This is a genomic window from Asticcacaulis sp. MM231 (assembly GCF_964186625.1).
Lineage (GTDB): Bacteria > Pseudomonadota > Alphaproteobacteria > Caulobacterales > Caulobacteraceae > Asticcacaulis.
The window spans coordinates 1,770,275-1,796,854 of record NZ_OZ075108.1 but is presented as its reverse complement, the minus strand read 5'-3'; the positions used below and the strand labels follow the sequence as shown (position 1 = coordinate 1,796,854).

Annotated in this window: 22 protein-coding genes and 1 pseudogene; 12 read left to right on the top strand and 11 right to left on the bottom strand. The window is 57.2% G+C overall.

Features of this window, described 5'->3' with window-relative positions; translation table 11 throughout:
• Positions 1 to 160 precede the first annotated feature (160 nt).
• The 3 genes from ABQ278_RS08810 to ABQ278_RS08800 all read left to right on the top strand — a co-directional run bounded on the left by ABQ278_RS08810 (position 161) and on the right by ABQ278_RS08800 (position 4,753).
• Positions 161 to 838 (top strand): DnaA ATPase domain-containing protein, encoded by a 678-nt coding sequence (locus tag ABQ278_RS08810; protein WP_349319285.1) that lies wholly within the window; start codon positions 161 to 163, stop codon positions 836 to 838.
• 83 nt (positions 839 to 921) lie between these two features.
• Positions 922 to 3,159, top strand: coding sequence for an RNA degradosome polyphosphate kinase (locus tag ABQ278_RS08805; protein ID WP_349319284.1), 2,238 nt, complete (start codon positions 922 to 924; stop codon positions 3,157 to 3,159).
• Between the two features lie 109 nt (positions 3,160 to 3,268).
• Complete coding sequence (locus ABQ278_RS08800) at positions 3,269 to 4,753, top strand: Ppx/GppA phosphatase family protein (protein ID WP_349319283.1); 1,485 nt, start codon at positions 3,269 to 3,271, stop codon at positions 4,751 to 4,753.
• 6 nt (positions 4,754 to 4,759) lie between these two features.
• Here ABQ278_RS08800 and rnd read toward each other — a convergent pair whose 3' ends face one another.
• A complete protein-coding gene (gene rnd, locus ABQ278_RS08795; protein ID WP_349319282.1) occupies positions 4,760 to 5,908 on the bottom strand; it encodes a ribonuclease D in 1,149 nt (382 codons plus the stop codon).
• A 64-nt stretch (positions 5,909 to 5,972) separates the two neighbouring features.
• On the opposite strand from rnd, the gene purM reads away from it, so the two are divergent.
• Both purM and purN read left to right on the top strand, forming a co-directional pair.
• On the top strand, positions 5,973 to 7,004 hold the full coding sequence (purM, locus tag ABQ278_RS08790) for a phosphoribosylformylglycinamidine cyclo-ligase (protein ID WP_349319281.1): 1,032 nt from the start codon (positions 5,973 to 5,975) through the stop codon (positions 7,002 to 7,004).
• Between the two features lie 38 nt (positions 7,005 to 7,042).
• Positions 7,043 to 7,618 carry a phosphoribosylglycinamide formyltransferase gene (gene purN, locus ABQ278_RS08785; protein WP_349319280.1) on the top strand — a complete coding sequence of 192 codons (576 nt, stop codon included), beginning with the start codon at positions 7,043 to 7,045 and terminating at the stop codon, positions 7,616 to 7,618.
• A gap of 125 nt (positions 7,619 to 7,743) precedes the next feature.
• Here the strand turns inward: purN and ndk are convergent, their stop codons facing one another.
• Positions 7,744 to 8,160 carry a nucleoside-diphosphate kinase gene (gene ndk, locus ABQ278_RS08780; protein WP_018080046.1) on the bottom strand — a complete coding sequence of 139 codons (417 nt, stop codon included), beginning with the start codon at positions 8,158 to 8,160 and terminating at the stop codon, positions 7,744 to 7,746.
• 218 nt (positions 8,161 to 8,378) lie between these two features.
• Here ndk and ABQ278_RS08775 point away from each other — a divergent pair, with 218 nt between their 5' ends.
• A complete protein-coding gene (locus tag ABQ278_RS08775) occupies positions 8,379 to 10,280 on the top strand; it encodes an ABC-F family ATP-binding cassette domain-containing protein (protein WP_349319279.1) in 1,902 nt (633 codons plus the stop codon).
• 42 nt (positions 10,281 to 10,322) lie between these two features.
• Here the strand turns inward: ABQ278_RS08775 and ABQ278_RS08770 are convergent, their stop codons facing one another.
• The 5 genes from ABQ278_RS08770 to ABQ278_RS08750 form a co-directional block, all read right to left on the bottom strand.
• Entirely contained in the window at positions 10,323 to 11,012 is a 690-nt protein-coding gene (locus ABQ278_RS08770) for an ATP-binding protein (RefSeq protein ID WP_349319278.1), read from the bottom strand.
• Between the two features lie 37 nt (positions 11,013 to 11,049).
• The gene (locus ABQ278_RS08765) at positions 11,050 to 11,430 is read right to left on the bottom strand and encodes a response regulator (protein WP_349319277.1); all 381 of its coding nucleotides are present in this window, start codon (positions 11,428 to 11,430) and stop codon (positions 11,050 to 11,052) included.
• 228 nt (positions 11,431 to 11,658) lie between these two features.
• The gene (locus tag ABQ278_RS08760; RefSeq protein ID WP_349319276.1) at positions 11,659 to 12,039 is read right to left on the bottom strand and encodes a proteinase inhibitor i78; all 381 of its coding nucleotides are present in this window, start codon (positions 12,037 to 12,039) and stop codon (positions 11,659 to 11,661) included.
• Positions 12,036 to 12,485 (bottom strand): DNA polymerase III subunit chi, encoded by a 450-nt coding sequence (locus ABQ278_RS08755; protein ID WP_349319275.1) that lies wholly within the window; start codon positions 12,483 to 12,485, stop codon positions 12,036 to 12,038. Before ABQ278_RS08755 ends, ABQ278_RS08760 begins: the two co-directional genes overlap by 4 nt.
• 3 nt (positions 12,486 to 12,488) lie before the next feature.
• Entirely contained in the window at positions 12,489 to 13,961 is a 1,473-nt protein-coding gene (locus ABQ278_RS08750; RefSeq protein ID WP_349319274.1) for a leucyl aminopeptidase, read from the bottom strand.
• Between the two features lie 250 nt (positions 13,962 to 14,211).
• Here ABQ278_RS08750 and lptF point away from each other — a divergent pair, with 250 nt between their 5' ends.
• From lptF to rsmA, 6 genes are all read left to right on the top strand, one after another.
• Positions 14,212 to 15,348 (top strand): LPS export ABC transporter permease LptF, encoded by a 1,137-nt coding sequence (gene lptF / locus ABQ278_RS08745; RefSeq protein WP_349319273.1) that lies wholly within the window; start codon positions 14,212 to 14,214, stop codon positions 15,346 to 15,348.
• A gap of 14 nt (positions 15,349 to 15,362) precedes the next feature.
• Positions 15,363 to 16,514: an LptF/LptG family permease gene (locus ABQ278_RS08740; RefSeq protein WP_349319272.1), complete on the top strand. Its 1,152-nt coding sequence runs from the start codon at positions 15,363 to 15,365 to the stop codon at positions 16,512 to 16,514.
• Between the two features lie 144 nt (positions 16,515 to 16,658).
• Positions 16,659 to 19,241 carry an LPS assembly protein LptD gene (gene lptD, locus ABQ278_RS08735; RefSeq protein WP_349319271.1) on the top strand — a complete coding sequence of 861 codons (2,583 nt, stop codon included), beginning with the start codon at positions 16,659 to 16,661 and terminating at the stop codon, positions 19,239 to 19,241.
• A 58-nt stretch (positions 19,242 to 19,299) separates the two neighbouring features.
• On the top strand, positions 19,300 to 20,652 hold the full coding sequence (locus ABQ278_RS08730; protein WP_349319270.1) for a peptidylprolyl isomerase: 1,353 nt from the start codon (positions 19,300 to 19,302) through the stop codon (positions 20,650 to 20,652).
• A gap of 13 nt (positions 20,653 to 20,665) precedes the next feature.
• On the top strand, positions 20,666 to 21,640 hold the full coding sequence (pdxA, locus tag ABQ278_RS08725; protein ID WP_349319269.1) for a 4-hydroxythreonine-4-phosphate dehydrogenase PdxA: 975 nt from the start codon (positions 20,666 to 20,668) through the stop codon (positions 21,638 to 21,640).
• Positions 21,637 to 22,458, top strand: a complete 822-nt coding sequence (rsmA, locus tag ABQ278_RS08720) for a 16S rRNA (adenine(1518)-N(6)/adenine(1519)-N(6))-dimethyltransferase RsmA (RefSeq protein WP_349319268.1) — start codon at positions 21,637 to 21,639, stop codon at positions 22,456 to 22,458. The genes pdxA and rsmA overlap by 4 nt, the downstream gene beginning before the upstream one ends.
• Positions 22,459 to 22,585: 127 nt before the next feature.
• On the opposite strand, the pseudogene gmk reads toward rsmA, so the two are convergent.
• The 4 genes and pseudogenes from gmk to fabF form a co-directional block, all read right to left on the bottom strand.
• Positions 22,586 to 23,233 (bottom strand): annotated as a pseudogene (gene gmk / locus ABQ278_RS08715) (guanylate kinase); the annotation flags it as partial.
• Positions 23,234 to 23,236: 3 nt separating this feature from the next.
• Positions 23,237 to 24,118: a YicC/YloC family endoribonuclease gene (locus ABQ278_RS08710; RefSeq protein WP_349319267.1), complete on the bottom strand. Its 882-nt coding sequence runs from the start codon at positions 24,116 to 24,118 to the stop codon at positions 23,237 to 23,239.
• Positions 24,119 to 24,145: 27 nt separating this feature from the next.
• The gene (gene mltG / locus ABQ278_RS08705; RefSeq protein WP_349319266.1) at positions 24,146 to 25,204 is read right to left on the bottom strand and encodes an endolytic transglycosylase MltG; all 1,059 of its coding nucleotides are present in this window, start codon (positions 25,202 to 25,204) and stop codon (positions 24,146 to 24,148) included.
• Positions 25,205 to 25,251: 47 nt separating this feature from the next.
• The gene (gene fabF / locus ABQ278_RS08700) at positions 25,252 to 26,535 is read right to left on the bottom strand and encodes a beta-ketoacyl-ACP synthase II (RefSeq protein WP_349322131.1); all 1,284 of its coding nucleotides are present in this window, start codon (positions 26,533 to 26,535) and stop codon (positions 25,252 to 25,254) included.
• Positions 26,536 to 26,580 lie beyond the last annotated feature (45 nt).

Below are 26,580 nucleotides of genomic sequence, written 5' to 3'. Positions count from 1 at the left end.
GTTGCGCCGTAAGGGACATGATGCGCCCGGCTTGTCAAGCATTTTGCCGCGGATCATGGCATCGCGGCCTTGATTCTACTCACAATCTCCAGACAGCCATCCACGCTTTATCTGGTGGTGGCGCATTGTTATTCCGGCGCGGGACTTCTACATTAGAGCCATGTCCTTGCAACTGCCCCTTGACCTGGAGACGCCGGATCGCTTCAGCCGCGACAACTTCATCGCCAATACGGCGCTGACGACCACACTCGCCGTGCTCATGCATCCTGATCAATGGTTGAGTCCGCATCTGATCCTGATGGGGCCCAAAGGCAGCGGCAAAACCCATCTTGGCCACATCTTCGCGGATCATACCGGCGGCCGCTTCCTGACCGCAACGCAAACGCATAGCCTGGATGAACTGGCCAACACCGCCTACGTGGTCGATGATGCCGAAGACGCTTCCGAAGAGGCCTTGTTCCACCTCTGCAATCACGTTCAAAAAATCGGGCAACAACTTGTTTTACTGACCGAAAACCAACCGATTGCCTGGAATGTCAAGCTGCCCGATCTGAGCAGCCGGCTTAATGCCATGCGTATTTTGAGCCTGCCCGAACCCGACGAAGACCTGCTCATCGCCATCCTCAATAAGCTGTTCGCTCAGCGTGCGATCTCGCCCTCCCCCGACTTTATCGACTATATCGCCCGGCGCATGGACCGTTCGGTCGGGGCTGCACAAAAAATTGTCACAGAACTGGAGCATTATGCCAATGGACGTGCGTTCAACCGCGCCCTGGCCAAATCCTTCTTCGATCAGAACGGCGACTTTTTCGAACCTGAAACAGGTATGCCCTTCTGAAATCGCAGTAACCCTAATGGTTTTTTGACAGTTTTTAAGGGTTGAGCGCTATAATCGCGAAAATTGAGCAAAAGTGACCCAATATGATTGATTCGAATATGGCTGTGCAAATGTCTTCCGATGCTTCGTCAGCGCCCGAGGACAACAGCCATGCGGCAACACCAGCTTTCGATTTCAGCAATGACGCGACGCTCGATCCGTCGCTCTATATCAATCGTGAACTGAGCTGGCTGGCCTTCAATCAGCGCGTCATCGAAGAAGCCAAGAATCCGCGCCATCCACTGTTAGAACGTCTGCGCTTCCTGTCGATCTCGGCCAACAACCTCGATGAATTCTACATGGTGCGGGTGGCCGGTCTGCAAGGCCAGGTGCGCGAAGGCGTCCGCGTGCTCAGCGTCGATGGACACACGCCGCACGAGCAGTTGGAGATGGTCAATAGCGCCGCCGGTAACCTGATGAGCAAGCAGCAGGCGATCTGGTCGCATATCCGTAACCAGTTGCACGAGAATGGCCTCAACCTTCTGTCCGCCAAGGACGTCAACAAAACCGATATGGCCTGGCTGGAAAAGCTCTACGAAAGTCAGCTTTTCCCGGTTCTGACACCGATGGCGATCGACCCGGCTCACCCCTTCCCGTTTATTCCCAATCTGGGCTTCTCGATCGTCCTCAAGCTGGTGCGCCGTAAGGACAACAAGACCATGTACGCGCTTGTGCCGATCCCGACCGGCGTAAAGCGCTTCTGGGAAGTCGAATCGGCCGCGCGCAAGGCGGGTGACACACGCCGAAAATTCATCTCGCTTGAGAATTTCGTCTCGCTGTTCCTGCACCAGCTTTTCCCCGGCTTCGATATCATTTCTCGCGGTCTGTTCCGTATCCTGCGCGATTCCGATATCGAAATGGAAGAAGAAGCCGAAGATCTGGTGCGTGAGTTCGAGGCCCTGATCAAGCAGCGCCGCCTCGGCTCTGTCGTGCGCGTCGAGATCGACTCGACCATGCCGGATGACCTGCGCGCCTTTATCGTGGGTCACCTGCACGCCGCCGCTGAAGACGTCGTTAATATCACCGGAATCCTCGGTATGGCCGAGGTGTCGCAACTGATCCCGCGTGACCGTAACGACCTGAAATTCAAGCCCTTCGAACCGCGCTTCCCCGAGCGTATCCGCGATAACGGCGGCGATGTGTTCGGCGCCATCCGCGAGAAGGACATTCTGGTTCACCACCCCTTCGAGAGCTTCGATGCGGTGGTGCAGTTCCTCAAGCAATCGGCGCGTGATCCCAACGTCATCGCCATAAAACAGACCCTTTACCGCACCTCGAAGGACAGCCCCATCGTCGCGGCCCTGATCGAAGCCGCCGAACAGGGCAAGAATGTCACCGCGCTTGTGGAGATCAAGGCGCGTTTCGATGAAGAAGCCAACCTGCGCTGGGCCCGCGCCATGGAACGCGCCGGCGTTCATGTCGTTTACGGTTTCGTCGAGTACAAAACCCACGCCAAGCTGTCGGTCGTCGTGCGGCGCGAAGGTGAGACCTTGCGCACCTATTGCCACTTTGGCACCGGCAACTATCACCCGATCACCGCCAAGGTCTATACCGACCTGTCGCTCTTTACGGCCAATCCGGAACTGGGCCGCGACGCCATGCGCGTGTTCAACTTCATCACCGGCTATGCGCGCCCCGATATGATGGAGAAGCTCTATTTCTCGCCCGTTACCTTAAAGCCAGGCCTTATCCATCTGATCGATCAAGAAATTATCAACGCCAAGGCCGGCAAGCCAGCGCAGATCTGGGCCAAGCTCAATGCCCTGGTCGACCCGCCCATCATCAAGAAACTCTATCAGGCGTCTCAGGCTGGCGTGCAGATCGACCTCGTCATTCGCGGCATCTGCTGCCTGCGTCCGGGCCTGCCCGGCGTATCGGAAAACATCCGCGTCAAATCGATCGTCGGTCGTTTCCTCGAACATTCGCGCATCGTCTGCTTCGCCAACGGCCATGCCCTGCCGTCCGATCAGGCGCGCGTCTTTATCTCCAGCGCCGACTGGATGAGCCGCAACCTTGATCGTCGCGTCGAAACCCTGATCCCGATCGAAAATCCGACCGTCCACCGTCAGGTGCTCGATCAGATCATGGTGGCCAACCTCAATGACGAGGCCCAGACCTGGTATCTCAATAAGGACGGGAGCTATCATCGTATCGATGTCAGCCATCTTGAAGAGCCCTTCTCGGCCCACGATTACTTCATGACCAACCCGTCGCTTTCCGGTCGCGGTCGTGGTGTGAAGGATCTGCCGCAGGCCTTCGATCACGTGGGCGCGCGCAAGTAAAACCGCTCACGAGGAAGTCAGCCAACAGACGCTTAAAAGACTGGCCAAACTCGGCCAAAAGCGTTAGCGAAGGTATCTCTCGGGCGTAGATTGCGGGAAACTGATCAACTTGAATTATAATACCGCTGTCATCGATATCGGCTCGAATTCCGTTCGTCTGGTGATTTACCGCATCGAAGGCCGGTCCATCTGGCCGCTGTTCAATGAAAAAGTGCTGGCAGGCCTTGGCCGCGAGCTTAAGGTCACTGGCAGCCTCCACAAGGGCGGGATGCGTGAAAGCCTGATCGCGCTGCGTCGCTTCAAGGCGATCCTCGAAACCTACGATCTGAAGAACATCCATGTCGTCGCCACGGCCGCCATCCGTGACGCAGTAGATGGGCCGGATTTTGTCGATTCCATCCTCCAGCAGACCGGCTTCCGCGTCCGCGTTTTGAGCGGCGCCGAGGAAGCGCACTATTCCGCCATGGGCGTGAAATGCGGCCATCTCGATGCCCAGGGCGTCGTTGGCGATCTCGGTGGCTCCAGCCTCGAACTGGTCAATCTGAGCGATAATGATGAACAAGGGCGACGCGGCGTCACCCTGCCGCTTGGCCCCTTCGCACTTGGTGCGCCGAAGCCCGTTGAGCCGGACGTCACCTACAAAATCATTCGTGACCGCCTGGAGCCTTTGGTCGGCCGTTTTTCCGATGGTCAATTCCATGCTGTCGGTGGTGCCTGGCGCAATCTGGCGCTTATATGGATGCAAAAGCAGAACTATCCGCTTCATGTCATTCAGCAATTTGAGCTGCCTGCCCGTGAGGCCTTATCCATCGCCCGTCTGATCGCCACGCAATCACCATCGTCGCTGGAACGCGTGCCCGGCGTTTCCAAGCGCCGTCTGGAAAACATCTCGTATGCTGCCCTCGTTCTGCAGGGCCTGATCGAGGTGCTCAAGTTCGATACGCTATGCTTCTCGGCCTTTGGTCTGCGCGAAGGCCTGCTTTTTGAAGCGCTCGATGACAAGCTGAAAATCGAAGATCCTCTTATCGCTGGTTGCGCTGCACTTGGCCACCGTTTGGGAATCAATGATGATCTCGGTGTGGCCTTAGCAGATTGGGCGAAGGAATTTTACGACAGCACCGATACCGTGCTGATCGAGCGCCCGGCAGAAAAGTTGATCCGCGCCGCCGCCAAGCTCTCCGATATCGGCGCGCGTTTGCATCCGGACCATCGTGCCGATCTGGCCTGCGATCAGGTTTTGCGCGCGCCTATTCCGGGCCAAAACCACCAGGAGCGCGTCTTCCTCGCCTGCACCATCTACACCCGTTACAGCGGCGATGCCTACACGAAGGAACCCGTGCTGATCAGCCGTATTCTGGGCGAAGAGATGCACCTGCAGGCCACACAACTGGGCCTGCTGCTGCGCCTTGGTTGCGACCTCTCGGCCAAGTCTGCCAAACTGTTGAGCTATGCCCATATCCGGCAACAGGAGTTGCATCTGATCCTGAGCGCCAAATCGGGATGGGAAGACCTGCTGCTTGGTGAACAAACCCGTCGCCGTGCAAGGTCTCTCTCTCAGGCGATGAAGCTCAGCCTGAACATCATCACCTACTAAGTGGGGTCAGTCTAGCTCGACGACTTCAACCTTGGTGCCATTCAGCACCAGGGCAAGCTCGCCGCGCTTAAGACGCAGAGCATCCTCTCCAAAAACCTTACGGCGCCAGCCTTCGAGCGCGGTCACCTTAGCATTGTCGTCGAGGGCGATCTTCTCCAGATCGGAAACCGTGGCGATCAGTTTCGGCGCTACGCCTTCTTCTTCGCAGCGGATACGCAGCAGCACTTTCAGAAGTTCAACCACCGAAGGCGGCACCTGAACCGGCGGGGCTGATTTCTCAACCTTGGGCGCGAAGGATTCCGGATTTTTCAACACATTGCGGATGATCTCAGAAAGATCGAGACCGAATTTCGAGGCGCCAAAGCCCTTCGACGTCGAGCGCAGATGATCGAACGCCGCGGGCTCGGTCGGAATCTGCGTGGCGATTTCATCAACGCCTTCATCCTTAAGGATACGACCGCGCGGCATATCGCGTTCCTGCGCCATACGTTCGCGCCACGCTGCCACCTGCGCGAAGACCGCCATATACTTGACCGAATTCTTGCGCGGCTTGAGGCGACGCCAGGCCTCATCGGGATTGGTCGAATAGAGTGCTGGCTGCGACAGCGCCTTCATCTCTTCCGATACCCAATCAAGACGCCCCTGCTTATCAAGACGATCGCGCAATTTGGGGAACAGTTTAGCCAGATGGGTGACATCGCCCAGCGCATAGTGCAGTTGCTGCTCACTCAGAGGCCGGCGCGACCAGTCAGTAAAACGTGACCCCTTGTCGATATCGATCTTGAGCTTTTGGCGCACCAGCGAATCATAAGCCACCTGATCGCCATAACCGGCTGCCATGGCCGCCACCTGTGTATCGAAGACCGGCGCCGGCATGCAGCCAAGATTGACGAAGATTTCCATGTCCTGACGACAGGCATGAAACACCTTCAAGACATTTTCATCGCCCAGGACATCAAGAAAAGGCTTTAAATCCAAGTCCTTCGCCAACGGATCGATAATCGCCGCATGATTTTCGCTCGCCGCCTGGATCAGACAGAGCTTAGGCCAATAGGTCGTTTCACGCATGAATTCGGTGTCGACCGTAATAAAGGGGGCGGATTTTATCGCTTCACAGAAGGCGATCAGGTCATTGGTATTTGTAATTGGTGTCATTTTGTAGTTATAGCAAACCGAAACGGGTCTCATAGACCCAAAAGTGATCACAGGAATTATTTTTATGTCCGAACCCGGCTCAAAATCTGGCTTAACTTACGCCGCCTCCGGTGTCGATATCGATGCAGGCGAAGCGCTGGTCGATGCCATCAAGCCGCTGGCCAAATCCACCCGCCGCCCCGGCGCGGAAGCCAGTCTCGGTGGCTTTGGCGCTCTGTTCGATCTGCGCGCCGCCGGCTATGATGATCCCCTGATCGTTACCACGACCGACGGCGTCGGCACCAAGCTCAAGATCGCCATCGAGACGCATCGCCACGATACGGTCGGCATCGATCTCGTCGCCATGTGTGTCAACGATCTGCTGGCGCAAGGCGCCGAGCCTTTGATGTTCCTCGACTATTACGCCACCTCCAAGCTCGACGTCGATACCGCCAAGCGCGTGGTCGCCGGCATCGCCGAAGGCTGCAAGCGCGCCGGCTGTGCGCTGGTCGGTGGCGAAACGGCTGAAATGCCCGGCATGTATGGAAATGACGATTATGATCTGGCCGGCTTCTCGGTCGGCGCCGTTGATCGCAACAAGGTGCTACCGCGCATGGACGATATGCGCGAGGGTGATGTCATTATCGGCCTCGCCTCTTCCGGTCCACACTCCAACGGCTATTCGCTGATCCGCAAGGTGATCGAGCTTTCCGGCCTGTCCTGGGCTTCGGATGCACCGTTTGCCAAGGGCATGTCGCTGGCTCAGGCCCTGCTGGAGCCGACCCGCATCTATATCAAGACGGTTCTGCCGCTGATGAAATACGGCCTGATCAAGGGTGGCGCCCACATCACGGGTGGCGGCCTGATCGAAAACCCCGATCGCGCCGTGCCCGATCACCTGACCGCCACCTTCGATTTCGATGGCTGGGAATTCCCGCCCGTGTTCAAATGGCTGATGGAAACCGGCAATATCGACAAGCACGAAATGCTGCGCACCTTTAACTGCGGCGTTGGCTTCGTGGTCTATGTCGCGCCGAAGGATGCCGACGCGGTGCTGGCCGCCTTGCTCAATGCTGGTGAAGACGCCTTCATCTGCGGTCAACTGGCGGCAAAGTAATCTCTAAGCCCCGCGCTCAAGGAGCGAAGCGTTAGCGCATGAAAAAAACTAGAACGGCCATTTTTATCTCCGGCCGCGGCTCCAACATGATGGCGCTGGTCGAAGCGGCCAAGTCGCCTGACTTTCCGGCGGAATTCGTGCTGGTCGTATCCAACGATCCCAATGCCGCCGGTCTGGCATGGGCGGCGGCGCAAGGCATCAAGACCTTCGCGCTCGATCACAAGCCCTTCGGCAAGGATCGTGAATCGCATGAGCGTCAGATTGACGCTGCTTTGCGCGCCGAAGGTGTCGAGTTCATTTGCCTTGCCGGTTATCTGCGTGTGCTGACGCCCTGGCTGGTTCAGCAGTGGGAAGGCCGGATGATCAATATACACCCGGCTTTGTTGCCCGACTTCAAGGGGCTGCATACTCACGAACGTGCATTGGAAGCCGGCGTACTGGAGCATGGTGCGACCGTACACTGGGTTTCAAGCGGCGTCGATGAAGGCGAGATCATTGCGCAGGCCCGGGTGCCGGTGTTGAAAGACGATACCGCAGAGATGCTGGCCACGCGCGTGCTGGCGGAGGAACACCGGCTCTATGCCGAGGCTGTTCGTCACGTGCTCAAATCATAACGGGGCGTGGGGCTTGAGACCCCACAAACCTTGCCTTATTCAAAGAAAAAGCCCGGTCAATCGACCGGGCTTTTTCTTTGAAAGAGAGTAAGACTTGGGGCCAAAGGCCCCAAACCCCAATACGCTTAGCCGACGATTTGGTCGTCCGAGAAGAACTGAGCGATTTCGATCGCGGCGTTCTCGTCCGAGTCCGAACCGTGGACCGAGTTTTCACCGATCGATAGGGCAAACAGCTTACGCAGGGTGCCTTCAGCGGCTTGCTCAGGGTTGGTGGCGCCCATGACTTCGCGGTACTTCGGCACGGCGTTGTCGGCTTCCAGAACCTGAACCACAACCGGCTCGGCAGTCATCTGGCCAACCAGTTCACCAAAGAAAGGACGTTCCTTGTGGACGCCGTAGAATTCTTCGGCTTGAGCTTGCGTCAGCTTCACGCGGCGCTGAGCGACGATGCGCAGGCCAGCGGCTTCGATGACGGCGTTAATGGCGCCGGTCAGGTTGCGGCGGGTCGCGTCAGGCTTGATGATCGAGAAGGTACGGGACATTGGAAATCCATTTTGTGTTGGTATTTAAAGTTGCCCCGTCTGCTCTTTAAAGAGCAGACGGTTCTTTGTGTGAAAACTCGTGTCAGAATTCAAAAGAGAGCAAAATAAGCGGGTGGGTACAATTATTCTTGCTTTGCGCTCTTTTGATTTCTGACACGGGGGCTTATAGCGACACCGAACGCATTCGCCAACCCGTAAATTCTAAAGTTTTTAGTCAAATGTTGCAGATTACCAACCTGGTGTACGACGCCTACGGCCGCCGCTTTTTCGATGGCGCCACGCTGAGCCTGCCGCCAGGCACGAAGGCCGGTCTGGTCGGCCTGAACGGTGTCGGCAAATCGACCCTTTTCAAGCTCATTCTTGGCCGTGCTCAGCCCGGCGGCGGCGACATAACCACACCCAAATCCTGGCGCATCGCCTCCGTCGATCAGGAAATCGCCGCCTCGCCAAAGCACCTGATAGATGAAGTGCTCGATCTCGATGTTCGCCGTCGTGACCTGCTGGCCGCGCTGGAGACCGCCGATCCGATGCACCAGGCGGAAATCCACCACGACCTCTACGCCATCGGCGCTGATCGTGCGCCGGCCAAGGCCGCGGAAATTCTGAGCGGTCTCGGCTTCTCCAATGCCGACCTGACGCGCCCGATCTCGGATTTCTCCGGTGGCTGGCGAATGCGCGCGGCGCTGGCCGGCGCCCTGCTCGCCGAACCCGACCTGTTGCTGCTCGATGAGCCGACCAACTATCTCGATCTCGAAGGCGCGCTATGGCTGGAAGCACGCCTCAAGCGCTATCCCAATGCTGCTTTGATGATCTCCCACGACCGCGACCTGCTCAATGAATTGGTTGATGCCATTGTCCACGTGGTTGGCCAACGTCTCGACTATTACACCGGTGGCTATGACAACTTTGAGCGCATGCGCGCCGAAAAGGCCCGCCTGAACTCTGCCAATGCCGCCAAACAGGAAGCTGAACGCGCCCACCTGCAGGCCTTCGTTGATCGCTTCCGCGCAAAGGCCTCCAAGGCGTCACAGGCGCAATCGCGCATGAAGAAGCTGGAAAAGCTGCCGCCAATCTCCGCCACCATCGAAGATCGCGTCGCGCCTTTCGTAATTCCCTCGCCGGAAAAGCAACTGGCGCCGCCGATCGTGCGTCTCGATGATGCCAGCGTCGGTTACGGTGATACTGTCATCCTGCGTCATATGAATGTGCGTCTCGATCCCGATGACCGTATCGGCGTGCTTGGCGTCAACGGCGCCGGTAAATCCACCTTCGCCAAGCTGCTGGCCGGCGCACTGACGGAAAGCCACGGCACCCAATGGCGCGATCGCCGCATGACCGTGGCCTGGTTCCACCAGCACCAGATCGAAGCGATGGACCCGGAAGATACGCCGCTGGAGATGATCCGCCGCGCGCGCCCCGATGAAACCGAGGCCAAGCGCCGTTCGCGCCTCGGCTCCTTCGGCATGGGCGCGCAAAAGGTCGAGACCAAGGTCAAGGACCTTTCCGGTGGTGAACGCGCCCGTCTGCTGCTCAACATGGTGTCGATGGACAGGCCGCACCTGCTGATCCTCGACGAACCGACCAACCACCTGGATATCGATAGTCGCCGCGCCCTGCTCGACGCCCTCAATGATTACGAAGGCGCCGTGCTGATGATCACCCACGACCGCTCGCTCATCGAACTGGTGGCCGACAAGCTGTGGCTGGTCAACGACGGGACGGTGAAAACCTATACCGGCAGTATGGATGATTACGCCAAGCTGGTCATCGAGCGCGCCAAGACGGCGACGCGCGAGGAAGCCGCCGCGACCCAAGGAGACAAAAAGGGCCCGCAGGTCAATTCCAAGGAGGCCCGCAAGGCCGCCGCGGCCGCGCGCAATGCCATAGCCCCCTTGAAAAAGAAGGCTGATGATCTGGAGCGCCTTATCGAGACGACCAACAATCAGATCAAGTTACTGGATCTGAAACTGGCCGATCCGGACCTTTACAAGGATCAAGCCAAGTCCATCAGCCTTGGCAAGGATAAGGCCAGGCTGGAAAGCGACGTCGTCAGGCTCGAAGGTGAATGGATGATCGCCGCCGAGATCTATGAAAACGCCAAGGCCGAGGCCGGCGTTTGACCGTATAAAAAAGGCCGTCACTTTAAGTGGCGGCCTTTTTGTTTAGCGCGGAAGGGTGAACCTGACCTTCAGCCCCCCCATGTCGGATGGCTCAAGCCATATCTGTCCGCCATGCGCCAGGATGATTTTGCGCGTTAAGGTCAGGCCCATGCCGACTCCCGGATAAACCTCGTCGGTATGCAGCTTGCGCAACGGCCGGAAGACATCATCGTAAAACAGCGGGTCGATACCTATGCCGCTGTCCGAAACGCTGAATTCCCAGAAATCACTGGTCTTGTCGCAGCGAATACGGATATCGGGCGCTACGTCAGGTTTGCGAAATTTCAGTGCATTATCGAGCAGACTGTAAAAGACCGTCTGCATCTGTTGGGCATCAGCCGATACCTCAGGCATGCGCGGATAATTGAAATGGCCCTTGGTGGCGTCGAGTTGTGGTTGCAATTGCATGTAGCAGCGCGCCACCACGATTTCGAGTTCGACCAAGGCACGGCTGCGCGGCACGGTGTTGAGACGCGAAAAAGCCAGCAAGCCCTGGATCATGTCACCCAGTTTTTGACCGCTCTCCACAATCAGATCGAGATGAAGCTGGTCCTCCGCCTTTTCGGCAGCCGGCATATTTTCCTTCAACAGTTGGGAAAACGCCACCATGGAGCGCACCGGCCCGGCAAGATCGTGGGAGACGATATAGGCGAAATCCTTGAATTCTTCGGAGGCGTCGGATTGAACGGGCATAGTGATGTGCTGGGGGTCCTGCAAGGCGTACTCTCCTCTATGCGTCTATATCGAGCGCAGGCACGGATGCCAGTAGGAAAAAGAACTGTTCGATAAGGGTGATGGCGTCACGGAATTTCGCCAGGTCGACGGGTTTGATTACGTAAGCATTGGCGTGCAGTTGATAGCTTTTAAGTATATTGTGTACCGCACCGGAATTGGACATCACGATCACCGGAATGTGCTTGAAACGTGGGTGTGTCTTAATGTGACGCAGCACATCGACACCGCTCATCTTGGGTAGTTGGAGATCGAGCATGATCAGATCGGGTAAAGGCTTTCCGAAATACTCGCCTTCGCGCGCCAGTATGGACAAAGCCATTTCACCCGTCGAGGCAATGGTAAGCTGCGTGGCGACGCAGAAAATCCTTGAAGGCATGCGAAGCCAGCAAGGCGTCACCGCGATTGTCATCCACAAGCAGAATTTCTGCTGGCCTGCCCTCCGCTATCAGTCTTTTTTCCATACGCTCACGCTTTTGGCACGTTCGGGAATATAAAGGACAGCTTCCTTGACCCCAGCGATACAGGCCATTGATTCGTCCGACGAGCATAACTCAAGGTAGCATCAAGAATTTCAGTCGACTATCGCTAATAAACCTACCTTACACTATCCACACTTAACAGATTGCACTATGCCGGTGTCCGTATCGAATATAATGGTCTGACGATCGGCACGAAATTCCTGCGTTACGATACAACTCGAACACACAACGCGACGCGCGCCTGGATTGAGCGGCACAGGTATGTCGGTGCGCGGCTTACCGATAAGATATTGCAGATCGCTAGCGCCGCACTGGTCATCCGCCATCGGCTTGTAGGCGGCAGGCGGTGGCGCAGAAGGTGTCATCGGGCGATAAACCGGGGTTTGCGTCACCGGCGGCGCTTGCCGGACCGGCGCTTCGGGTACGGAAGAACATGAAACCAAGGCTATGATCGATAAGGCGAAAACCAGATGCCGCTGATGTAATTTGCCAACGTAATTCGTCATTGCATCTTCTCCCATCGTCCTTGCGTATTTTGTTTCCAGTAGGCCAGATCGAGTCCCTCCGATTTCATACGCTTCCATTGCATGCGCGCCCACGCCAGGTGGTCGTCGTCGGCGCCTTCAAACACTATAAGACAGCGCTCCATACCGCTAACATCCGGTAAATCGACAGGCGCCACCGATACATAAACCTGCGGACTATTGGCCATGCCGCCGGACGTACCCAAAAGGACTGACTGGCGGTTAGCCGATCCTTCGCTTTCAAGCCCATGTGCGAGAAATGACGCCGGATTGTAGGTCCATAACTGGCCATTCAGGACGTCAATCTTGTCATCCTCGTGGCCATGCACGTAAGCGCGCCAGCCCTTCTGCACCACCTTTTCCAGCAGGTCCGGCAGGACCTGCGGAAGCGGTGTTTTTTCGAGATGATAGAACCAGATGTCGGGCAAGATTTAGCCCTCGTAAAATTTGGCGACCAGCGCGTTCAGGGTGCGAACGCCGAAGCCGGTAGCACCTTCCGGCACAGTCGGGATACGCTGTTCGTTGGTCCAGGCCACCGGTGCGATATCCATGTGCGCCCACGGCGTGCCATTAACGAAGCGTTGCAGGAAGAGCGCGGCCGTGATCGAGCCGGCCGGCCGGCCACCGATATTGCGGATATCGGCAATCTTGGAATCGATCTGCTTCTCGTACTGCACCGGCAAGGGCATGCGCCACGTATTTTCGAGTACGCTTTTCGACGCTTCACTGATTTTCTCAGCCAGTTCGTCGTTGTTACTGAAAACACCGGCATAATCCATGCCGAGCGCAATGATCATGGCGCCGGTCAGGGTGGCGAGATCGATCATGAACTGCGGCTTGAAACGGTCCTGGCAATACCACAGGGCGTCGGCCAGAACGAGACGCCCTTCGGCGTCTGTGTTGATGACCTCGATCGTGGTGCCGGACATCGCCTTGACCACATCGCCGGGGCGCTGCGCATTGCCGTCCGGCATGTTTTCTACGAGACCAATGATGCCAATGGCATTGACCTTGGCCTTGCGACCGGCCAGAGCTACCATTGTGCCGACCACAGCCGCCGAGCCGCCCATGTCCCACTTCATGTCTTCCATGCCTTCGGCCGGCTTGATCGAGATACCGCCGGTGTCGAACGTCACACCCTTGCCGACAAAGGCGATCGGCTGGGCTTTTTGATCTGCGGCGCCAAACCATTGCATGACCACAAGCTTCAATTCCTTGCGCGACCCCAAACCTACGCCCAGCAGCGAATGCATGCCGAGTTTTTCCATTTCTGGCTCGCCCAAAACCTCGACCTTGAGACCGATATTTTCATAAGCCTTCACGCGGTCAGCATAGGATTGCGGGTACAGAATATTGGCCGGTTCCGACACCAGATCGCGGGCAAACACAATGCCTTCGCGAAGCGCACCGAGCGGCACATAGGCCGCTTCCGCTGCTGCCACATCGTCACACACCACGGTGATGTTTTTCAGAGTTGGCGCCTTATCAAGCTTGGCCTGGCCAAAATACTTGTCGAAACGGTAGGCAGCCAGATGCAACGCCAGAACGGCATGGGCTGCGAGTTCGGCGCTATAGCCTGTCACATCGAGGCTTAAGGCTTCAAAGCCAGAGGCTTTCGTTGCATGATAAAGGCTGGCGGCGATGGTTTCCATGGCCACTGTGTCGAGCTTCGTCAGGTCGCCGCCGCCCACAGCGATCACGACGCCCTCGGATCGGTTCAACAGTTGTGCTTTACCCCGCGTGGCCTTGAAGTTTACAACCGACAGCAAAGATTTGATCTCTTCGGCCACCGCCGAATCAAGAGCAGAAAATCCTTTGCTTTGCGCCTCCCCATCTCCCAGAATGACAGCCAGACAGCTCTTATCGGTGGGCTTGGTAGCAAGGGTAATGGTGGGCTGGCTCATGGCAATCTCCGAAGGTTGTGACCGTTTTGACGCGGCGCATCTTTACGGTCTATGCCCCTTTTCCCCCCGTGACAGAAGTGTTTTTTGCAACTTTTTTGTTACTCGCGACCGCCATCAGAGCGGTTATCGTGCCACGATCTGTACATAAGTGTTCAATTTTTTAGCGCTGCTCCAACCTGTGGCTTGTAATTAACCCCGTAAGCAGTCACAAGGGGCATGAAATCCGGGTTTTGATGGATCTGCCTCAAGCATGCGCACACTCGACCGCTACATATTTCGCCAACTGATCGTGCCGGTCGGCGGGGCAGTGGTGGCGCTAACGGCGATTGCCCTCCTGAGCCAGTCCTTGACCCAGTTCGACCTGGTGGTGGAGCGCGGCCAGAGCGCGTGGGTTTTCGCCAAAATCACCCTTCTCTCCATGCCGCAACTCGCCGGGCTGATTTTCCCGATCGCCCTTTTCGTCGGCACGCTTGTGGCGCTGACCCGGATGCAGGGTGAGCATGAATTCACGGCGGCCTACGCCAGCGGCATGTCGCTGATGCGCGTCGCCTACCCCATCATTCGCATTGGCATCTATTTCACCCTGATCAGTCTGACGGCAAATCTTTACCTCCAGCCATGGTCGTCGCGCGCCATGCGGCACGAACTCTATGACGTCAAGAACGACCTGATCTCAAGTCTCATCAGGGAGGGGGATTTTTCTACTTCCGAGACAGGCCTGACCATCTATGTGCAGCGCATTGACCAAAACGGGCTGCTGCGCCAGATATTCATTCGCACCGCCGGCAAGGATGGCAAGGATCAGACCTTCGCCGCCAAGGAAGGCCGCATCAAGAAGATAGATGGCAGTTCTATCCTGGTCATGCGCCATGGCTCCAACCAGCAACTGGCGTCGCCCGGCGTTCTGGATCACCTGACCTGGGACGAGTACAGCTTCGACATCACCTCCTATTTCGCCAGTGACGACTTCCTGCAGTACAAGGAAGGTGATCGCTATATGCACGAACTGATCGCGCCGATCAGCTATGATTTCGAGAAAATGGCGCAGCCGAAATACTATGCCGAAGCCAATGCGCGTCTGGCCAACCCGCTCTACAATCTGGCTTTTGTTCTGCTGGCCATTGTCAGCGTGCTAGGTGGCAAGTTCAGCCGTAACGGCTATGCCCAGCGTATTGCCCTCGCAGCCGCCGCAGCAGCAGCGACACGCATATTTGGCGTCGTAGTCGAAACCGCTAGTGCTTCGGCCTATATCATCAACGTTCTGCAATATGTCGTACCTATGATCCCGATTGTTTACTGCCTGCACATGATCCGCAGGCATGACGGCAGTAACCTCGTTTCACGTTCCCGCGTCGTCAGCGACCGGAACGTATTGAAACCTTTGTGAGCGGGGACGGATCGATGAATTTTCAACGTGGCCAGCCCGTCCTCGGCATTTTGGCATACCTTAATCCCTGGCGTACAAGCCGGCTGGAAACCTATATTCTTCAAACCTGCATTCAGGCATTTGCGTCAGCGCTGATGATCGTCTCCAGCCTGATTTTCCTCATTGAATATGTAAGTATTTCTAAAAACCTCGGCGCCAAGGCTGAAGTTTCCGGACTGTCTGTGATCGGACTGATGCTTGAGAAATCACCAGGTTCAATCCTTGTCCTTTTACCATTTGCTTTTCTCTTCGGCTCACTGTTTGCCTTCGTCAATCTCAACCGTCGCAGCGAACTGATCGCTATGCGGGCTGCTGGCGTATCAGCGTGGCGGTTCGTCACGCCCGCCGCTATTCTCGCCTTCGCCTTTGGCCTGCTGACCATTGGCGTCTTCAACCCTGTGGCGTCGAGGCTTAGCGACCATTATGACAAGGTCGTAGGCAAGATCAATCATGACGCCGATGTTAAGGACATGGGCGCCATCTACCTGCGTCAAGGTGAAGGCAGCCAGCAGATCGTTATACGCGCCGAAAGCCAGGATGAGGTTATAGGCCACCTCAAGGGCGTGACCTTCTGGGTCTATGATATCGATGGCAAGCAGGTGCCAGTTTTCCGCAAACGTATCGATGCCCAGGAAGCCACCCTGCGTGCCGGTTTCTGGCAACTAAAAAATGCCCGCGAGGCCAGTGTCGAAGGCCCTGCAGTTCCGGCCTATGACGTGCTGACCATTCCGTCGAATCTCGATCCGCAGAAAGCATTCAAAAAATACGCCTCTACCCAGGCCGTGCCTTTCTGGCGCCTGCCGGGACTTATCAATCAGAACCGTATCTCCGGCTTTTCAACGGCGATGTATGAACTTAAGCTGCATCAACTTCTGTCCACGCCGCTGATGTTCGCGGCCATGACAGCACTCGGCGCCGTGTTCAGTCTGCGTCTGATGCGGCTTGGTGGTATGACGGGCCTGGTGATTTCAGGCATAAGCCTTGGTTTTGTCATTTTCTTCGTCAATCAGTTGTTTTCATCCATGGGCAAGGCGGGCGTTATCCCGATCTTTCTGGCCGGGTGGTCGCCGGCCGTTCTTGCCATGCTAGCCGCCATGACGCTGATCGTTTACACAGAAGACGGCTAAAAAAGATAAGCTCGCGTGTGTTGGTGATTCTCACCACGGTTTAGTATGCTATACACACGGACTCACACCTTGCGACCACGGCAGTTTCGCGGCGCCGAACGCAACCATAACTGATGATTTGCTACGGGACTTAAGCTGTAAGGCATGATGAAGCGCTATTCACTGTATCTCGGAGCGGGCCTCGTAACCCTCATGACCATGGGCGTGGGTTGCGGCGCTTCGGCCATGGCGCAAGCCTCTACGGCAGATGCCGCAGATGGCAAGAGCATAACCGGCACGCAACTTGCTTTTGAACTGGCCATGGCCCAGGCAGGCGCCGTCACGGTTGCCTCGAAAGCCAGCAATGACGGCCGCACAGAAACCACGCCAGGTACGGACGGACTGGCTAAAGGCGTTTCCTTTATCGAAGCTGATCAGATAAAGCGCATCGATGAAGAAGGCCTCACTGAGGCTTCCGGCAATGTTCAGATGCGCCTTAATGGCCGCACCATCCGCGCTGATACGGTGACCTCAAATGCCAACACTGGCGTGACCATAGCCAAAGGGCACACCCAGACGATCAACGAAGACGGCAGCGTTCAGTTTGCCGACTCCATTACCTATGACGACAACATGGAGTCGGGTTACAGCGAAAACTTCGCGCTGATGGCCAAGAACAATACCAAGGTGTTCGCGCGCCGCCTTGAGCAAGTTAATCCCGATGTTAATCGCCTGATCAATGTCATCTATACGCCCTGCCAGCTCTGCGTAAAGAAAGGCACAACGCAGTCACCAACCTGGTCGATCGAAGCGGGTAAGATTACCCAGCGCAAAGACAAGAAAATGGTTTATTACAACAATGCTGTTGTGAAAATCCATGGCGTACCCGTCCTCTATTCTCCCTACCTCTGGACACCTGACCCGGAACTTGAACGCGCATCGGGCTTCCTGCCACCGAAGATCAGCACCGATCGCAAGCGTGGCCTCTCGTATGAGCAGCCCTATTTGTGGTCAATTTCGCCCTATTCTTATATCATTCTTAGCCCGCAGCTTAACGCCAGCGTCAACCCGCTGATGAACTTGGAATATAAGCGCCAGTTTTATTCCGGCACATTCAGAGCCCGTTTTGGTTTCACCAACGAAAGCTTCTTTGATAATAGCGGTGAGCGTCACGGCCTTGCCGCCACGCGCGATTATCTTTTGGCGGATGGCGCCTTCAAAATCAACGAGGCCTGGCGCTGGAGCTTTACGGCTCAACATGTCAAAGACCCCAGTGGTGATGCACGCGGTGACTATGCAAATTTCTTTGAGCGGTACAATATCGATGGCGCTTTTGAGAAGGTCGGCGACCTGACGGTGGATTCACGACAGCTAATCAATCAGATTAACGTGACACGTCAAACCCCCACGGCCTATTTCGCCTTAACCATGGCGAATTTCCAGAGCATGCAGGTTGGAGGGTATCTTGATGCCGACCTCACCCAGCCTTACGCGGTCAGCTCCGATTTCTATCCAACGATTGCACCGCAGATTGAAGCCTACTGGTCACCCAAAACCCGCTTGCTGGGGGGGCAACTCACGCTGTCAGCCAATGCCATTGGCATATATCATAAGCGGCTGTCGACGGACGTTTACGGTCTCAGAGCTATTGATATAGGGGCTCCGGAGGCATCGGACGGTGTTACGGGTTATGACACCTCTCGCGTAAGCGCCGGTGCGTCCTGGTATGGCGATATGACCACACGCGGCGGCCTGAAATGGGGCCCGTTCTTTGACTTTAGACACGACTATTACAAGGTTACAAACCTTGATGCAAATGGCCTCGAAGGTGAGGTCAATCGTGATCTGGCCACAACAGGCTTAAATCTCAGCTACCCTTTGTTCAAAAAATTCAAAGGCTTTACGGCCATCATTGAACCTACCGCGCAATTTGCTGTTTCGCCGGACACCAAAACCAATGACTATCTCCCGACCGAAGACAGCCGTTCGTTTGAATTCGACGAAACGACTCTGTTCTCTGTCAACAAGTCCCCTGGATTTGATATTTATGAATCCGGCGCCCGCCTCAACCTGGGTCTTCGTTCGGAACTTAACTTTGACACAGGTCTTAAACTTGAGGGTCTTGTAGGACGGGTTTTGCGCGACAAGCCCGAAAGCCAGTTTCTGCAGACCGTAACCATCGCGTCCGGCGCCTATGCAGGCACTTATGTCTATGACCCTACCGGCCTTGGCAGCAAAAATTCAGACTGGATTGTTGATGGCAGCTTCAATACCGGCAAGGGCATAAATGGCTACACCCGTCTCCGTCTTGACGGGGTTTCCGGACGTTTGAGCCAGGGGGAATATGGCCTGTCAATGTCGAGCCTCAACACCTTGGCGACCTTGCGTTACATCGTCAACAATGTCCTGACGGTCAACCAGATTAACAACTTAGCGGTTCCAGTTGTGAACGGTGAACTGCAACGCTTCGGTGATAACTATCGCAACGTCCAGCTTTACGCCCGTCATTTCGTAACGTCGCACTGGGGTGTTTCTGCGCGTCTTGATCGTGATATGGTTCTGGACACCTGGCGGCGTTCGACGGTCAGCCTCATCTATCGTGACGATTGTAGCTGGTTTGAGCTGGTCTATCAGCGAAACGACACCCAACTCACCGCCATTAATGGTAAGCCTTCATCCTCGATATTCTTCCGCCTTAACTTAACCACATTAGGAACATCACCTGTTAATTTTAATGATGTTCGCTAAAATCAGGTCAAGCCTTCATACCATGCCCACTTCCACTCCTCATTCTGCTGGCTTTATCATGTCCAAGCTTCTGAACGGTCCTACTCTGGCTCTGGCCGCCATCTTGGCCTTAAGCGCCGGTGCTGCCTGTGCTCAAGGCTTTGGCCAGAGCACGCCGGATACTGGCGACGCCGCCCTGGCATCCCAACCGGCTTTGGCGCCCGATACGCAGGCGCCACAACTTCCGCCGCTTGGCGAAGGCATCCTGACGTCGGTCAATAACGACATGGTCACGTCCTATGATCTGAAGCAGCGCATGTTGCTGCTGATCGTCACATCCGGCGTCCAGGTCACCCAGGAAAACTACGCTGCTTTCCAGCAACAGGCTATCAACAGCCTGATCGACGAGCGCCTGCAACAACAGGAAATGGACCACTGGAAGGTCAAGGTATCGGATGCCGATATCGATGAAGAAATCGCTCGCATGGCCGCTCAAAGCAATCTGAAGCCGGATCAACTGCTGGCAGAACTCAAGCGCGTCGGCGTCGAACCCGCTACGCTGCGGGCGCAAATTGCCGCGGAATCGGGCTGGAATACCCTCGTCGGCGGTCGCTACCATGCCAATGCCAGTGTTGGCACGGCACAGGTCGATTCCCTGATGGACAAGGTCATCGCCGATGGCCAGAAGCCTCAGTATCTGGTGGCTGAAATCTTTATCGATAACGCCTCGGCTGGCTCGCCGGCCAATGCGCAGCAAGGCGCCAAACAACTTTACGACCAGATTTCCCAAAAGGTCGCCCCTTTCCAATCGGTCGCGCGTCAGTTTTCCAGCGCCCCTTCGGCCGCCAATGGCGGTGACGCTGGCTGGCTGGTGTCGGGCAATATTGATCCTGCCGTCGAGGACGTGCTCAAAACCCTGGAGCCCGGTCAGATGAGCCCGCCCATCACCACCAAGGACGGCGCCTACATCTATCTGATGCGTCAGAAAACCCAAGGCAATGCCGACATGGTGTTCCGCATCAAGCAAGCGGCTGTGCCCCTGCCAGCCAATGCCAGTGCGGCTGATATCAGCAGCGCTCAGGCGGCGCTCACCAGCTTCCGTTCGCGCGTCAATAGTTGCGAAGCAGTAGATGAACAGTTGGGTAAGACAAGCGGCAGCGTTCAGGTGACCGATCTAGGCGACGCCCAACTCAGCACGCTTCTGGCAAATTACTCGGACGCGCTGCGTCCGCTCAAAGCCAATCAGACGACCGAGCCTATGCGCAACAGCCAGAACATGAACATTCTCTATGTTTGCGATCGCCAACTGGCCGGCGACAACGCCCTGACGCGTCAGCAGGTCGAGACCAATCTTGTCAATCAGCGCCTGTCGATGCTCGGCCGCCGTTATCTGCGCGAACTCAGAAGCACGGCAACGATTGAAAGCCACTAACCCCCCTTTGGTAATGAGCCTGGGTGATCCCTGCGGGATCGGCCCTGAGCTTGCCGCGAAAGCCTGGACCAGTCTGAGAGATCAGACTGGTTTTGCCTTTTGCGTGATCGGCGATGCCGCGCTGATGGAAGCTCAGGGTGTACCGGTGGCGCGCGTAACCGATGTTGCCGAAACCACCTCAGTCTTCTCAACGGCCCTGCCGGTACTAGATATCCCTCTGACCGTGGCTGTGGTCACCGGCGAGCCTGATAGTGTTCATGCGCCGCAGATTGTGGCCTGGATCAGCAAGGGCGTTGAGCTGTGCCTTGAGCGGCGTGCCCGCGCGCTGGTCACCTGCCCGATCGCCAAGTCTGTGCTCTATGCCACGGGCTTCAAATTCCCCGGCCATACCGAATATCTCGCCGACCTTTGCCGCGCAGGCAACGTCGTGCCGACGCCGGTGATGATGCTGACAGCGAAAGATCTACGCGTCGTGCTGGCCACGATCCACACACCTCTGAGCGCCGTGCCTATGGCCCTGTCTCGTGAAGGATTGGTTGAACTCGCCCAAATCACCCAAAAGGCCCTGGTCCGCGATTTCGCTATCCCCGCGCCACGTCTGGTTATGGCCGGCCTCAACCCTCACGCCGGCGAAGACGGTACCATTGGGCGCGAGGAAATCGACATTATAACCCCCGCGATTTTTTACTTGCAGAATGAAAGCGTCAACATTAAAGGCCCCTACCCGGCAGATACGCTGTTTCACGACGAAGCGCGCCTGACGTATGACGCAGTGCTTTGCATGTATCATGATCAGGGCCTTATCCCGCTGAAGACGCTCGATTTCTGGGGTGGCGTCAATATCACGCTGGGCCTCCCCATTGTTCGCACATCACCGGATCACGGCACCGGATTCAACATCGCCGGCAAGGGTATCGCACGCGCTGATAGCCTGCTCGCCGCCATCCGAACTGCTGACGAGATCAGCCGTAATCGAGCCAAATCATGACACTGCCCTCCTTACGCGAAAGCCTGGAAGCCCACGGCCTGATGGCCAAGAAGAGCTTCGGCCAGCACTTCCTGCTCGATCTCAACATCACGCGCAAGATCGTGCGCCTTGGCGGCCCGTTCGACGGCGATGTGGTGATAGAGGTCGGGCCAGGCCCTGGCGGCCTGACGCGCGCCTTGCTGGAAACCGAAGCCAGCAAGATCATAGCTGTCGAGATGGACGGGCGCTTTATTGAACTGCTCGGTGAACTCAATGGCGTTTATGGTGATCGCTTCGAGGTCATCGAAGGCGACGCCATGAAGGTCAATGAGAAGCAGGCCCTGGCCGATCGCAGCCTGCCCCCGCTCGCTCACATCGTTTCGAACCTGCCCTACAATGTCGGCACGCCGCTGCTGATCAAATGGCTGACCGGCCCGTGGCAGCCGCTTTCCATGACCCTGATGTTCCAGTTGGAGGTGGCCTTGCGCGTCGTGGCGCCGGTGGGCGACAACGATTATGGCCGCCTGTCGGTCATCGCGCAGGTTCTGTGCGACTGTGAAAAGCTGATGGATTTGCCGGCGCGGGCCTTTACGCCACCGCCCAAGGTCGACAGCGCCGTGGTCGGCTTGAAGCCCAAAGCCGAACGGCCTGAGAAGGCCATTATCAAGAATTTGGAAAAGGTCACCGCCGCCGCTTTTGGTCAGCGCCGTAAGATGCTGCGCGCGTCTTTGAAGCCACTTGGTGGCGAGGCCTTGCTGGAAAAAGCCGGGATCACGCCGACCGAGCGCGCCGAGCAGGTGTCTCCGCAGGCGTTTTTGCGACTGGCGACCCTGCTCTAATGGGGTTTGGGGCCTGTGGCCCCAAGTCTTCTCTATTCAAAGAAAAACCCGGCCTTTTGGACCGGGTTTTTCTTTGAAGCCAGGCAAGGTTTGTGGGGTCACGGCCCCCACGCCCCATTAGATAGAACTCAGACATCAATTCATCAACGAAGGGCGCAATCCACAAGCCGCGCGAACGGCGCGCCACCTCGGCATGATAGATGTGGACAAGCTCGGCGTAAGAGCGGTCGAAATCGTCATTCAGGATGACATAATCGTATTCCGCCCAATGCGAAATCTCGCCCTTGGCGCGTTGCAGGCGGCGTTCGATCACCGCCATCTCATCCTGCGCACGGGCGATCAGGCGGCGTTTCAATTCTACCATCGACGGCGGCAGAATGAAGATCCGCACCACATCCGAAGGCGCCTTGGCCGAGATACGCTGCGCACCTTGCCAATCAATATCGAACAGGACATTCTGCCCCTGCGACAGGGCGCGCTCGACCGGTTCACGCAAGGAACCGTAGCGATGATCATGCACAGCAGCGTGCTCCAGGAAGGCATCTTCCTTCACCAGCTTGTCCATGCGCGCGTCATCGATGAAGTGGTACTCACGCCCCTCCTGCTCGCCCGGACGCGGTTTGCGTGTCGTCACAGAGGTCGAGAGGTCGAGATCGGCGTGATCGGCCATCAGGCGGCGGCATAGCGATGTCTTGCCAGCTCCCGAAGGTGACGAGACGATAAGCATGAGACCGCGCTTTATGCGTTGCGTGCCGGTCGTTTCAGTGTTTGGCATCGCCTACTCCACATTTTGCGTTTGTTCGCGGAACTGATCGATCACGGCTTTAAGCTCAAGGCCGGTCTGGGTCAATTCTATAAAGGCCGATTTCGAGCATAAGGTATTGGCTTCACGCATGAATTCCTGCGCCAGGAAGTCGAGCTTGCGGCCCGGCGCCTGCTCGTCGTCGATCAGTTGATGCGCCTGCTCGACGTGCGATGTCAGGCGGTCAAGCTCCTCGCGGACATCGGCCTTGGTGGCCAGAAGCGCCGCTTCCTGCAATACGCGCTCCTGAAAGTCCTGCTGTTCCGGCAACAACTCATTCAGACGGCGCGTAAAGCGCTCGCGAATGGCCTCAACCTGTTGATCGGCCAAGGACCGCGCGCGCTCGACACAGGCCGCCATAGTGATCAGATGGCCCCTGAGGATGCCTTCCAGCGCCCGTCCCTCGCTGTCGCGCGCCTCACGCAGGCGATCGAACAACACGGCCATATCAGCGGCCAAGGCGCCTTCTGCCTCTGGGGATAGCTCGGCGCGTTCATCGCCGGCGATCTCGATAACACCACGCAGGGCCAGCAGGCCATCTACACTAGGCGTCACCGCCTCACCGGCATCAATCAGGGCGCGGCTGGCCTGGAGATAGACGTCGAGCACGTCTTTGTTGAGCGTCACGCCGGCCTTGGCTGCGGCACTGCTCACCGAAACCGTCAGGTTCATCTGACCGCGATGAAAGCGGCCCTTGGCAAGATCACGCCCTGCCTTTTCCACGGCCTCGAAGCCTTGCGGAAAACGGTATTTGATATCAAGGCTGCGCCCGTTAACACTGCGCATTTCCAGCGTCCAGGCGAGGCTGTCATGGCTGCCTTCAAAGCGGGCAAAGCCGGTCATACTGGCAAGGCTCATCGCAAGCTCCCAAAAATCAGGCTAAAATCAGCGTTTGTTACTCAGGCGCACCGCTAGAGGCGTAACCTCAGGCGTCTTGTCACCCGAAGGCGCCACCGAGGCCTCAGAAGACGCCGACGAACTGTAAACATTGACCTGCGCTTCCATGGCACGCCACTTGGCGACATTGAGCAGATGCTCCTCGTACGACGTCGCGAAAACGTGCCCGCCGGAGCCATCAGCCACAAAATACAGATCCTGCGTCTTGGCCGGATTAAGCGTGGCCTGGAGCGACGCCTTGCCCGGATTGGCGATCGGTGTCACCGGCAATTTGTCAATCAGATAGGTATTCCACGGCGTCGGGGTTTCGATCTCGCTCTTGAGCAGACCACGGCCAAGCGGTTCACCGTGCGAAATGCCGTAAATCACCGTCGGGTCGGAACCGAGCCGGATACCACTGCGCAAACGGTTGATAAACACGGCCGCTACACGCGGACGTTCGGAGGCCAGGCCCGTTTCGCGCTCGACGATCGACGCCATGATCAGCGCGTCTTCCTTGCTGGCGAAAGGCAGGCCAGGTGCGCGCTTCAGCCACAGCGCATTCAGCGTGTCACGGCCAGCTTCCAGCATACGATCCAATACCGCCTGGCGCGTTTCGCCGGGCTGATAGAGATATGTCTCCGGCAGGATGGAGCCTTCCGGCGGCACGTCGATATCGCCCGTAAGGGCCTTGGTCGCCATCAGGATGCGAACGACCTGCGCCGAGGTCTTGCCTTCGGGAATGGTGACATAGGTCTGGACGACCCGGCCTTCCTCGATCTGTTTCAGGGCGTTGACCATCGAGATGCCGGCCGGAAAGTCATAGGTGCCGGCCTTCATGGCGCTCTGACGGCCGCGAAATTTCGCCACCAGTCTGAACATGACGGCGGAATGGATGACGCCCTTCCTTTCCAGTTCACGCCCCATGGCGGTAACGCTCATGCCCGGCGCGAAGGTCACCTGTGTGAGCACCTTGGGGCCGGGGCCGAACATCTGGGCGGAAATAAACAGGCCTGTCGCGAACAGCAACAGCATAAAACCGGCGGTCAGTCCCGCGAGCGGGGCCAATATTGACCTGCGCCCGGAAGAGTCTGGCCCTTTGCCGGTCAGTCTGATCATCCCTCGACCGCACCCATGATGAGCGCGGCATTGGTGCCGCCGAAGCCGAAGCTGTTGGAAAGCACCGTCTTGATCTTCATCGGCTTGGCCTTGTTGGGCACGAGATCGATGGGGGTGTCCACGTCCGGATTGTCAAGATTGATGGTCGGCGGCGCGATCTGGTCACGAATGGCCAGGGCGCAGAAAATGGCCTCAACAGCGCCGGCGCCGCCCAGCAAGTGACCAATGGCCGACTTGGTGGAAGACACGGTGCCGGTGGCGGCACGTGCGCCGAGGAACTTCTCGATTGCCTTCAGTTCGATGCCATCCGCCATGGTCGAGGTGCCGTGCGAATTGACATAGTCGATGGTGGTCGGGTCAATATTGCCGTTTTTCGCCGCCATCACCATGGCGCGATAACCGCCGTCGCCGGTCTCGGATGGCGCGGTGATGTGGTAAGCGTCGCCGGTCAGGCCGTAGCCCAGGATTTCGGCATAGATCTTGGCCCCGCGCGCCTTGGCGTGTTCGTATTCTTCCAGAACAACGATGCCGGCGCCCTCGCCCATAACGAAACCGTCACGGTCCTTGTCATAAGGACGCGAGGCCTTTTCAGGCGTGTCGTTAAAGGAGGTGCACAGGGCGCGGCAGGCGATGAAGCCTGCAATGCCCACCGGCACAATGGCCGATTCCGCGCCGCCGGCTACCATGACATCGGCATCGCCGTACATGATCAGTCGGGCCGCGTCGCCGATGGCGTGAGCGCCTGTGGCGCAGGCCGTGACGACGGAATGGTTCGGGCCTTTGAGGCCATGGCGGATGGAGACCTGACCCGAGGCCAGATTGATCAGTGATGAGGGAATGAAGAAGGGGGATATCCGCTTGGGGCCCTTTTCATGCAGTTCCAGCGCGGTCGAGGCGATGATGCCAAGGCCACCGATGCCGGAGCCGATCATGGTGCCGGTGCGTTCCTGGTCCTCTTCGGTTTCGGGATGCCAGTTGGCGTCCTTCAGGGCTTCGTCGGCCGCTGCGATGGCGTAAAGGATAAAGTCGTCGACCTTGCGACGCTCTTTGTTGGAGAGCACCAGCGAGGGATCGAAAGAGCCTTCGATATCAGGGCCGCCACCGCCACGTCCATCGACGCTCGGCACTTCACAGGCGACCGTGCAGGCATAGTCCGTGGTATCGAAAGCGGTGATCGGACCGGCGCCGGACTTGCCCTCTAACAGGCGTTTCCATGAGATTTCCACTCCGTTACCCAGAGGTGAAACCAGACCCAGACCGGTAATGACGACGCGGCGCACCATAGGCAATCTATCCTTCGTGATACTCTAAAAACAACTGAGCGC

What these genes read in the sequence shown, in the direction of transcription:
- ndk (WP_018080046.1), bottom strand. Translation starts at nt 8,160, where the DNA reads ATGTCCCGTACCTTCTCGATCATCAAGCCTGACGCGACCCGCCGCAAC.
- ABQ278_RS08760 (WP_349319276.1), bottom strand. Translation starts at nt 12,039, where the DNA reads ATGACGAATTACGTTGGCAAATTACATCAGCGGCATCTGGTTTTCGCC.
- lptF (WP_349319273.1), top strand. Translation starts at nt 14,212, where the DNA reads ATGCGCACACTCGACCGCTACATATTTCGCCAACTGATCGTGCCGGTC.
- ABQ278_RS08740 (WP_349319272.1), top strand. Translation starts at nt 15,363, where the DNA reads ATGAATTTTCAACGTGGCCAGCCCGTCCTCGGCATTTTGGCATACCTT.
- lptD (WP_349319271.1), top strand. Translation starts at nt 16,659, where the DNA reads ATGATGAAGCGCTATTCACTGTATCTCGGAGCGGGCCTCGTAACCCTC.
- purM (WP_349319281.1), top strand. Translation starts at nt 5,973, where the DNA reads ATGTCCGAACCCGGCTCAAAATCTGGCTTAACTTACGCCGCCTCCGGT.
- ABQ278_RS08810 (WP_349319285.1), top strand. Translation starts at nt 161, where the DNA reads ATGTCCTTGCAACTGCCCCTTGACCTGGAGACGCCGGATCGCTTCAGC.
- purN (WP_349319280.1), top strand. Translation starts at nt 7,043, where the DNA reads ATGAAAAAAACTAGAACGGCCATTTTTATCTCCGGCCGCGGCTCCAAC.
- ABQ278_RS08730 (WP_349319270.1), top strand. Translation starts at nt 19,300, where the DNA reads ATGTCCAAGCTTCTGAACGGTCCTACTCTGGCTCTGGCCGCCATCTTG.
- ABQ278_RS08775 (WP_349319279.1), top strand. Translation starts at nt 8,379, where the DNA reads ATGTTGCAGATTACCAACCTGGTGTACGACGCCTACGGCCGCCGCTTT.
- pdxA (WP_349319269.1), top strand. Translation starts at nt 20,666, where the DNA reads ATGAGCCTGGGTGATCCCTGCGGGATCGGCCCTGAGCTTGCCGCGAAA.
- rsmA (WP_349319268.1), top strand. Translation starts at nt 21,637, where the DNA reads ATGACACTGCCCTCCTTACGCGAAAGCCTGGAAGCCCACGGCCTGATG.
- ABQ278_RS08805 (WP_349319284.1), top strand. Translation starts at nt 922, where the DNA reads ATGATTGATTCGAATATGGCTGTGCAAATGTCTTCCGATGCTTCGTCA.
- ABQ278_RS08765 (WP_349319277.1), bottom strand. Translation starts at nt 11,430, where the DNA reads ATGCCTTCAAGGATTTTCTGCGTCGCCACGCAGCTTACCATTGCCTCG.
- ABQ278_RS08770 (WP_349319278.1), bottom strand. Translation starts at nt 11,012, where the DNA reads ATGCCCGTTCAATCCGACGCCTCCGAAGAATTCAAGGATTTCGCCTAT.
- ABQ278_RS08710 (WP_349319267.1), bottom strand. Translation starts at nt 24,118, where the DNA reads ATGAGCCTTGCCAGTATGACCGGCTTTGCCCGCTTTGAAGGCAGCCAT.
- rnd (WP_349319282.1), bottom strand. Translation starts at nt 5,908, where the DNA reads ATGACACCAATTACAAATACCAATGACCTGATCGCCTTCTGTGAAGCG.
- ABQ278_RS08750 (WP_349319274.1), bottom strand. Translation starts at nt 13,961, where the DNA reads ATGAGCCAGCCCACCATTACCCTTGCTACCAAGCCCACCGATAAGAGC.